The following is a 13,498-nucleotide window of genomic DNA, read 5'->3' on the forward strand; positions in this document are numbered from 1 at the left end:
TCGCCTTTGCTGTCTTCAATATCTCAACACCTGTCCGGTCTTGCTGACGACGAACTTGCGCACATCGGCAAAACCCGGCGGGTTACGTTCGGCCAGAACCTGAAACGGGCGCTGGGGCAGGATGATGGATCGTTGCGTCCGCGTGGCCCCGGTCTCGGCCCCCTGCCCACCAAACGGGTCCAGCGCAAAGACTTCGCGTTCGACGGTCGAGAACCACCCGGCACGCTCTTCGATCACCTCTTCGCTTTCCAGCTCTTCTGTGGTCCAAGCCAGTGCCCAATCCTGACCTTGGGGAGATTGCGCATCCTCCAGAACCTGCCGCAGAGGGCCGGATTGCTCGGTATAGGCCGAGGAATACATCGGGCCCACATGGATGCGGCGCAGATGCTTTGGGTGCAGGTCGTCGAAATCCTGATCGAAGCCCTTGGCGATGGTCACCAGTTTCAGGCCACCCAAGGACTGCGCCATCAGATGCGCCTGCACCTCGGGCCAGCGGCGTTGGTCCTTGGGTAGGGCGGTTTTGCCGCTGTCCTCTAGCTGCATCAGGTAGATGACCGGCAGGTTGATCTGGCTGTCATAGACCGCCCAATGGATCATGAACTTGCGCCGATCACCCTCATTCCCGATCCAGTGGCATTCAGGATCGTTGCGCGCCCAGAACAGCTGACCTTTCAGCAATTCTTCGTAATAGAGCCTTTGGGACAGCGCGAATTGCAGTTTGGTGGGGATTTCCTGGTCGCCAATGATCGTCCGCACCATGTCGGTTTTCAGATCATCTTCCGAGGGCATATTCGCCAAATGCACCTGCGCCTGCTGCGCGTCATTGGCCATGGTCAGCAGCTCGGCCGCCACCGGAAACCCACTGTCACGCTTGTCCATCGCAAGGCTACCAAAGAACCGCCCCGTATCGCGCCCGACCAGCAGGTATTTCATGGAAAGCGCACGGAAGGTGTAGAGCAGCCCCGAGAGGTAACGCGACACGATCCGCACCTCTTGTTTCGAGATCGCGCCCTCAGCCTCCATCGTCGCGGCCACACGCAAGAGGTGGACGGTGATCACCTCGAATTTTCGAAAATAGCGGCGCGAAGCGAAGGTGTCGGTCAGGCCGACATGATCTTGGGTGGGGTTAGTCATCCTCTGGGCGTTCTTCTGATTTTTTGTTCTTTCTGACCAAGATGTACAAGTTGGCGAGGCTACCCACGCATACGGCGGAATAAGTTCCAACCCACTTAGCCGTTGTTTCGGGCCACATCCAAATAACGGCCAGTACGATCAGCGTAACGATGACCATTTGGAAAACCCACTCAGGAACTGATCTGGGCAACCCAATTATCCTGAACTCAGATAGCTTCATCCGCCATACAAATTCTTATCGTGCTTTTCGACAATCGAGGCAAACCGGCGGGCAAAGCGTTCATCCGCCTTGGCCTTTTTCTCCAGCACGTCGCGGGCAAAGACCATGTGGTCCTCGTGCGCCTCAAGCATGTCGGCCATTTTCTGGTTGGTCGCGGTGCCGATGGCGGCCATGGCCGTCTGCGCCTCTTGGTCGGTTTGCACGCCGATCTCGTTGATGCGGTGGGCCACGTCCTGCTGCTGCGCGGTTTTCAGCGATTTGGTCAGGGCATCGTACAGCACAACGCGCTGCTGGGTGTCTGTCTGCAGCTTGTTGATCAGCACCATTTGCGTTGCCGCCTGGTTTTGCAGTGAATCGACCCAGGTCTTGCCCTTTTCGATATAGCGCTCCAGCGTCTGGCTTTTGGCCAGCTTGACCTGCTCTTCCTGAACCTTGGCGTTATACTGCTTGTTCAGCTCGGCCAGTTCGGTTTCCAGCTGGGTCCGCGCGGCGGCGTCCTGTTCGACGCTGATCTTGTTTTCCAGCGTGATGATCGTCGGGTCCATGCCCTGAATCTCGGCGCGAAGAGCCTCCAGCTCGGCCACGGTGGCCTCGCGGTCGTCCAGCGTGCCGGTCAGGTTGTCCTCGACTTTCACGCGCTGTTCTTCCAACACGGACAGCTGGCCTTCCAGCAGCTTCACGATCACGTCGGATTTGGCGATCAAGTCCTGCAGTTTATCGTCGATATTGGCGGTGCGCATCCGCTCCTGCCGCATCGACTCGGATTTTCCCTTCGAGAAGATGCCCACAAACGTCTCCCACCCGGATTTCGAGCGCATTTCGTCGAAATCCTTGGAAAAGGCGCTGGTGACGTCGTCCAGACCCATGATCAGCTCGGCGATATTGGCGTTCATCACCTCGGTATGGGCGTGTACATCTTCGAGCGTGGCATTTTCGATGTCGATGTCCGCCTCGGCCGTGCCAATCTTGGCGCGCGCAGCCTCGATCCGGCTGGTCAGGCTTTCAATCTGCGATTGGCTTTCCCGGACTTTGGTCTGAGTCTCTTCGATCAAGGCGTCAAATTGGTGGTTCGACATCTGCACTATCCCCTTTTTTTGTTCATTTACCCAATAAGATAGGGAATGTTATGCTCATTTACATCCCCTCGGGTCCAAAAATCATGCAGACTTTGGCAAACTCATCACAAAAAAGATAGCGCCATGATGCCGCCGGTTGCGATGTGTTGAACATCTGCAATTCCGGCCTTTTGATCAAATCTGGATTGATCCGCGGGGCACAGTGGACATAGACAATCCGAAGCCCACCTGATTGGGTGCGCGTGAACAATATTCCTGCCGGAGGCTGACCTATGCTGGACGCAACAACCGACCTGAAATCGATCCTGAAGAATCCCGATCTGCTGGTGACCAAAGCCTATATCGGCGGCCAGTGGGTGGATGGCGACAATGGTACCTTTGCGGTGACCAACCCCGCCCGCGGTGATGTGGTGGCCGAGGTCGCCGATGTCAGCCGCGCGCAGGTGGCCGGGGCCATTGCTCAGGCCGAAGCAGCGCAGAAGGAATGGGCCAAGCTGACCGGCAAAGAACGCGCCGTGATCCTGCGCCGCTGGTACGACCTGATGATGGAAAACGCCGAGGATCTGGGCAAGATCCTGACCGCCGAACAGGGCAAACCGTTGGCCGAAGCTGTTGGCGAGATCGGCTATGGCGCGTCTTTCATCGAGTTCTTCGGCGAAGAGGCCAAACGCGTTTACGGCGAAACCATCCCCGGCCATCAGCGTGACAAGCGGATAACGGTTCTGAAACAGCCCATTGGCGTGGCGGCCTCGATCACGCCATGGAACTTCCCCAACGCGATGATCACCCGAAAGGCTGGGCCTGCTCTGGCCGCAGGTTGTACCTTTGTTGCCCGCCCTGCGGCCGAAACACCGCTGTCCGCGCTGGTTCTTGGCCTTCTGGCCGAAAAGGCCGGCATCCCGGCGGGTGTGTTCAACGTCGTGCCGTCGTCGCGCGCCAGCGAGATCGGCAAGGAATTCTGCGAAAACCCGGGTGTGCGCAAACTGACCTTCACCGGATCGACCGAGGTGGGACGCATCCTGCTGCGCCAAGCCGCCGATCAGGTCATGAAGTGCTCGATGGAGCTGGGTGGAAACGCGCCGTTCATCGTGTTCGACGACGCCGATCTGGATGCCGCCGTCGAAGGGGCGATGCTGTGCAAGTTCCGCAACAATGGCCAGACCTGCGTCTGTGCCAACCGCATCTACGTTCAGGCCGGGGTGTATGACGCATTCGCCGCCAAACTGAAAGCTGCAGTCGACGCGTTGAAAGTCGGGGACGGCCTGACCTCTGGCACCACCACCGGTCCGTTGATCAACGCCGATGCGGTCGCCAAGGTCGAAGAGCATATCAAGGACGTCACCGACAAAGGGGGTTCGGTTCTGACCGGCGGACTGCCCCATGATCTGGGCGGCACCTTCTTCCAGCCGACCATCGTGACCGGTGTGACTCAGGACATGATGGTCGCACAGGACGAAACCTTTGGCCCGCTGGCCCCGCTGTTCAAATTCGAGGACGAAGATGACGTTATCGCGATGGCCAATGACACGATCTTTGGTCTGGCCTCGTACTTCTATGCCAAGGACCTGAGCCGCGTCTACAAGGTGGCCGAGGCGCTGGAATATGGGATCGTCGGCGTGAACACCGGCATCATCTCGACCGAGCTTGGGCCGTTCGGCGGCGTCAAACAGTCCGGCCTGGGCCGTGAAGGCAGCCATCACGGCATGGAAGATTATCTTGAGATGAAATACATCTGCATGTCGGTCTGATCCGATCCGGCCACCGCTTTCGGGCGGTGGCCATTCTTAATGCGCTTGTCATCAAACTGAATCACAACCGTCACAAAAGCGCAATCAACGGCGGTCATCCCTCTCGCATCCAAGTAAGAAGGGGATACCTACCGATGTCATTGCGCCTTGTCTGCCTGACATCTGCCCTTGCCCTGACCGCCGGTCAGGCCACGGCAGAGATGAACTTCAACCGAATTGCGTCCTTCCCGGTCGTCAAGAACATGGCCGAAGGGGCCGATACCACCCGTGAGACCTCGCCCGAGATTATCGCTGCGACTGCGGATGGAATGACGCTGGTCTACACCGACAGCCCGCTGGGCGTGATCGGCATGGTTGACATAACCAATCCTGCGAACCCGGCACCTTTGGGTACGATGGACGTGGGTGGTGAGCCGACATCCGTGGGGATCCTTGGCGCGACGGCCTTTGTGGGTGTCAATACATCCGAAAGCTATACCGCACCGTCGGGCAAGCTGATCTCTGCCGATATCGCGGGCAAGGCGGAAACCGGGGCCTGTGACTTGGGCGGCCAGCCCGACAGCGTCGCCATCGCTCCGGATGGAAGCTTTGTCGCCGTCGCCATCGAGAATGAACGTGACGAAGACCTGAACGACGGCATAATCCCGCAGCTGCCCGCCGGGTCGCTGGCTCTGGTGCCGCTGAAAGACGGCGCACTGGATTGCGCAGGTATGAAAATGGCCTCGCTTACAGGTCTGGCAGACGTTGCCCCAACCGACCCCGAACCCGAGTTCGTGGATATCAATAGTCTGGGCGAAACTGTCGTCACTCTGCAGGAAAACAACCACATCGCGGTCGTCGACAAAGACGGCAACGTGTTCAGCCATTTCTCGGCAGGTAGCGTTGACTTGGATGGCATCGACGCCACCGACGAGCGCGGCGCGCTGATCTTCACCGAAAGCCAGCCGGGCCGCCTGCGTGAACCGGACGCGGTGAAATGGATCGACGACAACCACTTCGCCACCGCCAATGAAGGCGACTATGAGGGCGGCTCGCGTGGTTGGACGATCTTCCACAAGGACGGCACCGTTGTTTACGAAAACGGCACCGATTTCGAAAAGGCCATCATTCAGATCGGCCACTACCCCGACAAACGCTCGGACAGCAAAGGGGTCGAGCCCGAAAGCGTGACCGCAGCCACCTTTGGCGGTACTCCGATGATCTTTGTGGGGGCCGAGCGCGCCTCGGTCGTGGGGGTTTATGATGCCACCGACCCTGCGAGCCCGGTTCTGAAACAACTGCTGCCCTCGGGCGTTGGTCCGGAAGGCTATGTGGCAATCCCCGAGCGGAACCTGCTGATCTCGGCCAATGAAAAAGACCTGATCGAAGATGGCGGCCCACGGGCGCATGTCAGCATCTTTGAATTTCAGGACGCCCCAGCCACCTATCCGCATCTGACCTCGGAAGGCGCGGATGAACTGATCGGATGGGGTGCTCTGTCCGGTCTGGCCGCGGATGAAGACGGCATGATCTATGCGGTCAATGACAGCTTTTATGGCTTCCAGCCGTCGATCTTCAAGATCGATCCCAGCCAGCAACCCGCCCGCATCGTGGACGTGATCCGCATCCACCGTCAGGACGGCAACCCGGCGCAGAAGCTGGACCTTGAGGGCATCACGCTGGACGGCAAGGGTGGCTTCTACGTCGCCTCCGAAGGTCGCACAGACCGCGTCATCCCGCACGCGATCTACCACGTCTCGGCCGATGGCCTGATCAAGGACCGCAAGGGCGAGATCGGCTTGCCGCCGGAACTGATGGCGGTTGAGAAACGCTTTGGGTTCGAAGGCATCACCAAGGTCGGCGACACCCTTTGGATGGCCGTTCAGCGCGAATGGAAGGACGATCCGGAGAACCACGTGAAACTGGTCGCCTACAATCTGGACACCAAGGAGTGGGGTGCCGTGCACTATCCCAAAGCCGACCCGGAAAAAGGCTGGGTTGGACTGTCGGAGATCGTGGCATTCGGGGACCATGTCTATGTCATCGAGCGCGACAACCAGCACGACCACCGCGCCGTTACCAAGAAAATCTACCGCATCCCGCTATCGAAAATGACCCCGGCCCCGCTGGGTGGCGAACTGCCGGTGGTCAGTAAGCAAGAGGTCCGCGACCTGCTGCCCGACCTGACCTCAACCGGAGGCTATGTTCTGGACAAGATCGAAGGTCTGGCCATCCTGCCCTCGGGCGAGGCGTTCGTGATGACCGACAATGACGGCGTCGACGATGCCTCGGGCGAGACGATGTTCTGGTCGATCGGATCGGTGACAGCCGGGAACTGAGTTTTGTCCTTTCGTGCGAAAAACCCCGCGTAAGAACTGCGTGGGGTTTTTTGGGTTTCAGAACGGTTTCCAGTATGGGCAAAATCGACCTTGAACTCTGGGATCACACCGTATTAGTCATCTCTAAAGCATTGGAAATGGATTAATTAATGCGCGCTCTCTTTCTTTTTGGCTGCCTTGCACTGGCCGCATGCAACACTACAACGGGTCCGACTTCTCCTGAGACAGAACCTTTGGATGTCACGTCACCACCAGCCGCAGTCAAAACACGCGCGATTGCCTTCAGCGCTGAGGACAACGGCGTACAGATTGCCGCAAATTGCACGGTACGCGGGCCCGGTTTTGACAAATCGTTTGCAACGCCGACAAAAATGGATGTCCCCATCGACTCATCCGGTAGGGCTCTGATCACCTATGTCAGCTGCATAGCAGGCGGGCAGCGTACTGAGGCAAATGATATTCCCGGACCTGAAACAAAAACCGTCACTGCCCGGTTTGGCGGTTCCGGTCTTTTCGGAGATAAGGCACTGCTGTTTGGTCCGAGCGGAAATCTGGTGCAGTATTTTGTCCGAAATGCAGATGAAGGTGTAATCCGCGTAGGACGCGCACCTGAGCCGTAGAAAAAGGCCAACATCTTTCTTGCATCTAAAACGTCAGTTTTGTTGTGCAAAGCGGACGCTTTCTGCCGCAATAAACAACGCCCCGCGCCTGGAGGTGCGCGGGGCGTGCAGTCTGCGACAGCCCAGAGAGGCGGGACTGTCGCCTGTTGGTCAACGGCCTCAGTTCACGGCTTTGGCGTCGACCACGTCCTTTTCGATGGCCTTGGCCGAAGAAATCTCGATCCGGCGCGGTTTCAGAGCCTCGGGCACTTCGCGCTTCAGGTCGATGTTCAGCATACCGTTCTCATGGCTCGCGCCGGTGACGCGCACGTGATCGGCCAGCGCAAAGCGGCGCTCGAACGCGCGGGTGGCGATGCCGCGGTGCAGGTAGCTGCGCTCTTTGTCTTCGGCGGCCTTTTTGCCGGCGACGATCAGCGCGTTTTCCTTCATTTCGACCGACAGGTCATCTTCCGAAAAACCGGCGACAGCAACCGAGATGCGATAGGTGTCGGCATCTGTTTTTTCGATGTTGTATGGCGGATAGCTGGGCTGAGCCACGTCATTGGTCAGAACGCGGTCCATCATGTCGGCGATCTGGTCGAACCCAATGGTGGCGCGGTGCAGCGGTGCAAAATCAAACGTACGCATGTGTCATATCCTCATGTCTGAGCGATCTGTGTTTTGCCCTCCGTTCGGACGGGCGGTTCAGAATGCCGGGCCCCGTTTGTGGCGACCCGGTACAGTTCACATGGGGAGCATTTTGACCGAGTTCAAGACCCGCCGGAGGAGATGAATTTCGCGCCCGAACTGGATTTGCCCGATCCCACCTGCAACCGACGGATCGTGGCTTTGGGTTTTGGCGCATCCCGGCGCATGTCGGCCTTGAGTTCCGAAACGATTCCAGTCAGTTCCATCCCGAAACCGACCTTCTGTCGCCCGTCGGTTCCAACCGCGGAAACAACCGATAGAATTTGCCAGCGCGGACCTTTTCGCGCCAGCAACGCCGAACCGGATGACCCGAAGGTAATGTCACAGTTGAACGTGATCAGCCCCTGCCGCCGCTGCAGAATTTGACAGGACCGTTCCCGCGTGATCGCCTCGGACCGGCCGCGCCCATATGAGGCAATACTGACCTCATTTCCTGCCACGCCGCCGTTGTAGAGCACAAATGGATCGGCCACGGTATAGGGAATAGGCTGTTCCAAACGCATCAGGGCGACATCTGCCCGCACGGCCGCCGCGGAAAGTTCGGGGTGGTTGAGGTAATCCGGATGCGCCACGATCTGAACAACCTTGCGGTCGGCCAGCGATTTGCCATAGCTCAGCCCGGCCCGGAATGTCACCTCGCCCGGGGCATAGGTCTTGCCCGTATCCTCGTCGATCGCGCAATGGGCGGCGGTCAGGACCAGATCCTGCGCAATCAGCGTGCCCGTACAGAATCCGTGCTTGCCGATGTCCAGCCGACCGATGGCTTCCCAGCCAAACAAGTCCTCGCGGTCAGTCAGTTCGCGCTTGCTGCTTTGTGCATGGGACGCGGTCGACAGGATTGACAGGCACAAAAGGGCTCTCAGCAGGTATCGTGTCATGGCTTGATGAACCTCGCGCCTATGTTCCTGTTGCCCGTACCATTGGGTGTGGCGGCAAGAAATCCGCGACCGGCCGACAATTCAGCCTGCAACAGCGGCAACGATCCCTCGACCGCGGTGCCGACCGAGACCCGCTGACCATTGAGTTCTGCCTTGGCGGCCACCACCGACACGATGCGTGGGCGGTCGCCTTCGAAGGAAAAGACCGGCGCACCGGATGAGCCGAACTCGACATCGCAGGACATCACCAGCACATCGGACCGGCGGATCATGACCGAGCAGACCTCTTGCAGGGACGGGGCCTCGGCCCGGTCCCGCGCATAGGACACCACGCCCACCTCGGCGCCCCGGCGCGGCCGGTCGCCAGTTTCAAATGGAATCACGGTGGTATTGCGTATGGGTTGCCATAGCTCGATCAGGGCGATGTCATTGCCCAGCCGGGCCGTCGGAGTTTCGTGGCTGTAACGGTATTCCGGATGAATCACCGCCTGCCGGGCCGCTCGGTAGGCCGAGGCCCGACCCAGACGCCACGCGGCCAGAAACTCGACCTCGGACAGATCGATCCGTCGGCCCGTCGACTTGTCAAACAGGCAATGGGCGGCGGTCAGGACCAAAGTCGGTGAAATCAGCGTTCCGGTGCAGAAGCCCGCACCGCTGATGTCCAGACGGCCCACAGCCATCCACGCCCGCCCGGCATCGGTGGTGTCCAGGCTTTTCAGCCCGCTGTCCTGCGCCATGGCGGCCATCGGTGTCAATGCCAGCGCGATTGCCCTGATCCAGTTTCGCAAGCGGTTCTCCGGCGTTGCTGTTGGCTTACCTTCCTACGGCCCGGGTGGGGCGAAAATAGGGCGGTAGCGCCGGGCGCGGATTCCTCCGGAACCTGATGCACCGCTGCATCATCCGCGCTTACCTGAGGATCGGGACCTCTGGCACGGTGGCCGCTTGCAGGGCTTGCGGCTTGGGACCTCCGGTCGCCCAGTCCAACAGCTCAACCGTGTGCAGAACCGGAACATCCGTGCCCGATCCGATCTGCATCATGCAGCCGATATTACCCGCGGCGATCACATCGGGGTTTTTCGCCTCGAGCGTTCTGACCTTGCGCTGCTTCAACTGGCCAGAGATTTCAGGCTGCATAAGGTTGTATGTTCCCGCGCTGCCGCAGCACAGATGACTGTCAACAGGCTCTAACACTGAAAAGCCGGCCCTTTTCAGCAGATCCTTGGGATGGGTTTTGATCTTCTGCCCGTGCTGCAGGGAACAGGCCGCGTGATAGGCGACAACCATGTCCTTGCGGGCGCCTTTGGGCATATCCAGCTGCATCAGCAGCTCGCTGATATCCATCGCGATGCCCGACACCCGGACCGCATCCTCGGCCAGAGGACCATCGCGGAACATATACCCATAATCCTTGACGGTGGTGCCGCAGCCCGAGGTATTGATGACGATCGCGTCCAGACCGCTTTTGTCCATCTCGGCAACCCAGGCTCTGATATTGGCCTCTGCCGCCTTGTGACTGTCCTGCACTTTCCCCATGTGATGGGTCAGCGCGCCACAGCACCCGGCGCCTTCGGCCACCACGACCTCGCATCCCAGCCGCGTCAGCAGGCGGATCGTCGCGTCGTTGATATCGGTGTTCAGCGCCTTTTGCGCACATCCCGTCATCAGCGCCACCCGTTTGATACGCGGCCCCTTGGGCGCGAAGCTCTGCGGGTCGTCGTTGCGACTGACCGGCGGGATATGTTTCGGCGCCATCTCCAGCATCGCCCGCAGCCGGGCATCCGGCATCAGGAAGCGAAACGGGCGACCCAGCTTGGCCCCGATCAGCGCCCAGCGGAATCGCATCGGATAGGGCAGAACCTGCGCCAACACCCAGCGCAAGGCGCGATCGGTGAAGGGGCGCTTGTAATTGGCCTCGATATATTCCCGCGCATGGTCGACCAGATGCATGTAATGCACGCCCGAGGGACAGGTCGTCATGCAGGCCAGACAGGATAGGCAACGGTCGATATGCTTAACCGTTTTCTCGTCCGGGACACGCTCGTTTTCCAGCATATCCTTGATCAGGTAGATACGCCCACGCGGGCTGTCCAACTCATCGCCCAGCACCTGATAGGTCGGGCAGGTGGCAGTGCAGAATCCGCAATGCACGCAGTTGCGCAGGATTTCGTTCGAACGCTGGATTGCCGGGTCCTGCAGCTGCTTTTCCGTGAATGTCGTCTGCATCCGCCTACTCCATCAGACCCGGATTGAAAATAGTGCGGGGATCGAAACGCTGTCGCAATCCCCTCGTTAGAGCCTGAATTTCAGCGGACTCGGGTTGAAACCGACCCAAGGCCTCGGCAGTTTTTGCATCCGCCCGCACCAGCGTCGCGTGGCCTTCGAATGCGCCCAACCGGGCGCGCAGATCAGTGCCATGGGGGACCCGCGCCCAAATCAGACCTCCGCCCCAGTCGAAAAATGTCTGGTCAGCCTCAAGACGGGTTGCGACATCAGGCGCATCGGTTGGTTTGACCGAAATCCGCCAGACATCACCCTTTTGCCCGTGAAACGGCCTGACGTCGCGCAGACCCTGCCAGAGCTCGGCTGAGTCCGGTATCTCGGTGATCTCACCAAACAATGACAGCGTGGATTTCAACTTTTCTGTCCGGTAGGTCACGGAATCCGAGAACCCCTCGACCCGCAACAATGCCCGCCCGTCTTGTGGATCATAGGCGGCACCGCTGACCTCGAACGGGGATTTCAGCGCGGCAGACAGGGTCAGAATCGCATCCCCGGCGTCGGCAACGTGAACAGCAAGGGTCGCAACGGCCTCGGGCTTGGGCAGCACCTTCAGCGACACGTCGGTCAGAACCCCAAGCGTGCCCCACGATCCGGCCATCAGCTTGACCAGATCGTAGCCGGTCACGTTTTTCATCACCCGGCCGCCATTCTTGATCACCTGCCCCATGCCATCGACATAGCGTACGCCCAACAGGAAATCGCGGCACGCCCCGGCCTGAATACGGCGCGGGCCGGAGATATTGGCCGCCACAACGCCGCCAATGGTCGGTGTCCCGCTGGTGCCCAGCAATCCCCGATGGTCCATTGGCTCAAAGGCAAGTTGCTGCCCTTCTGCCTTCAGGGCGGCCTCGATCTCGGCCACCGGCGTGCCCGCTTGCGCCACCAGCGTCAGCGCTCCGGGCTCATAGAGGGTAATCCCGCTCAGCCCCGAGGTCTCAAGCACCGCCTCCGGTCCGTCCACCCCGCGTGTACCGCCGCCGACAATCCGCACCGGCTCCGTCAGCCCGGCCACCATTTCGGCCAGTTCGGCCTCTGTCTCAGGTTTCATCGCAAAACTTCTTTGTTAGAGCCTGTTATTCTGCAGCCACCCGAACTTCCCGACGGGATTCGGATACATCCAGAGGGAACACCTTGGCGGGGTTCAGCAGCCATTTGGGATCGAACACATCCTTGACGGCCATCTGCGCCTCAAGGTCCGCGGGCGCGTATTGATGGGACATCAAGTCCCGCTTCTCGATGCCCACGCCGTGCTCGCCGGTCAGACAACCGCCGACATCGACGCAGAGTTTCAGGATATCGGCACCGAACGCCTCACACTTTTCCAGATCACCGGGCTTGTTGGCATCGAACAGGATCAGCGGATGCATGTTGCCGTCTCCCGCGTGGAACACGTTGCCCACAGGCAGACCATATTCCCCGCTCAGTTCTCCGATCCGGCGCAGGACTTCGGGCAGCGAAGACACGGGGATTGTGCCGTCCAGACACATATAGTCGTTCATCTGGCCCATCGCACCAAAGGCCGATTTCCGCCCAAGCCAGATTTTGGCGCTTTCCTCGGCCGACTGGCTTTCGCGCAGTTCCACCGGGTTGTGGCGCTTGGCAATCTCGATGATTTTCGACAGTTGATGGTCGATCTCGGCCTCGGAACCTTCGACCTCGACAATCAACAGCGCGTGGCAATCCGGATACCCCGCATGAGCAAAGTTCTCACAAGCCTTGATGCAGAGCGTGTCCATGAACTCGATCGCCACCGGCAGGATGCCCGACTTGATGATGTCGGACACGCATTGACCCGCAACCTCATTATCATCGAACCCCATCAGCACCGGCCGTGCGCCCTCGGGTTTGCGCAGGATGCGCAGCGTGGCTTCGGTCACCACGCCCAACTGCCCCTCGGACCCACAGATGACACCCAGCAGGTCCAGCCCGCCCGCGTCCAGATGTGCGCCGCCGATCTCGACCACGCTGCCATCCATCATCACCATTTTCACGCCCAGCAGGTTGTTGGTGGTCACGCCGTATTTCAGGCAATGCGCCCCGCCCGAGTTCATCGCGATGTTGCCCGCAATCGCGCATGCCAGTTGCGAGGACGGATCGGGCGCGTAGAAAAAGTCTTCTTCCTCGACCGCACCGGTCACGCTCAGGTTGGTGCGGCCGGTCTGCACGCGGATGAAGCGGTTGTCATAGTCCGTTTCCAGCACCTCATTCATGCGGGCAACGCCCAGAATGACGCTATCTGCAGTCGGCAACGCCCCACCCGCCAGAGACGTGCCCGAACCGCGCGGCACCACTGGAACGCCCTCTTCATGGCAGATACGCAGCACGTCCGAGACCTGTTGCGTGGTCGACGGCAGGACCGCCAGCATCGGGGGACAGCGATAAGCGGTCAGCGCGTCACATTCATAGGCGCGGGTCTCAGCCGGGTCATGGATCACGGCATCCGCAGACACCACCCGCAACAGGCGCGTCAGAACAGCCTGCTTGCGCGCCAGGATTTCGGGGTTTGGCAAGGGCATTTCCATCGCTGATCCTCCGTT

At 59.8% G+C, this 13,498-nt stretch carries 10 protein-coding genes; 2 read left to right on the forward strand and 8 right to left on the reverse strand.

Annotation, left to right across the window (positions count from 1 at the left end; genetic code table 11):
* Positions 1 to 15: 15 nt before the first annotated feature.
* Both ACR0IM_RS14445 and ACR0IM_RS14450 read right to left on the reverse strand, forming a co-directional pair.
* Entirely contained in the window at positions 16 to 1,134 is a 1,119-nt protein-coding gene (locus ACR0IM_RS14445) for a hypothetical protein (protein WP_480682342.1), read from the reverse strand.
* Between the two features lie 216 nt (positions 1,135 to 1,350).
* A complete protein-coding gene (locus ACR0IM_RS14450) occupies positions 1,351 to 2,430 on the reverse strand; it encodes a hypothetical protein (RefSeq protein WP_480641912.1) in 1,080 nt (359 codons plus the stop codon).
* Between the two features lie 272 nt (positions 2,431 to 2,702).
* On the opposite strand from ACR0IM_RS14450, the gene ACR0IM_RS14455 reads away from it, so the two are divergent.
* Together ACR0IM_RS14455 and ACR0IM_RS14460 are read left to right on the forward strand one after the other, a co-directional pair.
* Positions 2,703 to 4,178, forward strand: coding sequence for an NAD-dependent succinate-semialdehyde dehydrogenase (locus tag ACR0IM_RS14455; protein WP_480682343.1), 1,476 nt, complete (start codon positions 2,703 to 2,705; stop codon positions 4,176 to 4,178).
* 134 nt (positions 4,179 to 4,312) lie between these two features.
* Positions 4,313 to 6,496: an esterase-like activity of phytase family protein gene (locus tag ACR0IM_RS14460; protein WP_480682344.1), complete on the forward strand. Its 2,184-nt coding sequence runs from the start codon at positions 4,313 to 4,315 to the stop codon at positions 6,494 to 6,496.
* Between the two features lie 779 nt (positions 6,497 to 7,275).
* Here ACR0IM_RS14460 and ACR0IM_RS14465 read toward each other — a convergent pair.
* From ACR0IM_RS14465 to ACR0IM_RS14490, 6 genes are all read right to left on the reverse strand, one after another.
* Entirely contained in the window at positions 7,276 to 7,743 is a 468-nt protein-coding gene (locus tag ACR0IM_RS14465; protein WP_170405897.1) for an Hsp20 family protein, read from the reverse strand.
* A 122-nt stretch (positions 7,744 to 7,865) separates the two neighbouring features.
* Positions 7,866 to 8,681, reverse strand: coding sequence for a trypsin-like serine peptidase (locus ACR0IM_RS14470; protein WP_480682345.1), 816 nt, complete (start codon positions 8,679 to 8,681; stop codon positions 7,866 to 7,868).
* Positions 8,678 to 9,469 (reverse strand): trypsin-like serine peptidase, encoded by a 792-nt coding sequence (locus ACR0IM_RS14475; protein ID WP_480682346.1) that lies wholly within the window; start codon positions 9,467 to 9,469, stop codon positions 8,678 to 8,680. The genes ACR0IM_RS14470 and ACR0IM_RS14475 overlap by 4 nt, the downstream gene beginning before the upstream one ends.
* A 118-nt stretch (positions 9,470 to 9,587) precedes the next feature.
* Positions 9,588 to 10,904 (reverse strand): glycolate oxidase subunit GlcF, encoded by a 1,317-nt coding sequence (glcF, locus tag ACR0IM_RS14480; protein WP_480682348.1) that lies wholly within the window; start codon positions 10,902 to 10,904, stop codon positions 9,588 to 9,590.
* A gap of 4 nt (positions 10,905 to 10,908) precedes the next feature.
* Entirely contained in the window at positions 10,909 to 12,009 is a 1,101-nt protein-coding gene (locus ACR0IM_RS14485; protein ID WP_480641907.1) for an FAD-binding protein, read from the reverse strand.
* Between the two features lie 25 nt (positions 12,010 to 12,034).
* Positions 12,035 to 13,483 (reverse strand): FAD-linked oxidase C-terminal domain-containing protein, encoded by a 1,449-nt coding sequence (locus ACR0IM_RS14490; RefSeq protein WP_480594404.1) that lies wholly within the window; start codon positions 13,481 to 13,483, stop codon positions 12,035 to 12,037.
* Positions 13,484 to 13,498: the final 15 nt, after the last annotated feature.

This window comes from Ruegeria sp. BF6 (genome assembly GCF_056538665.1).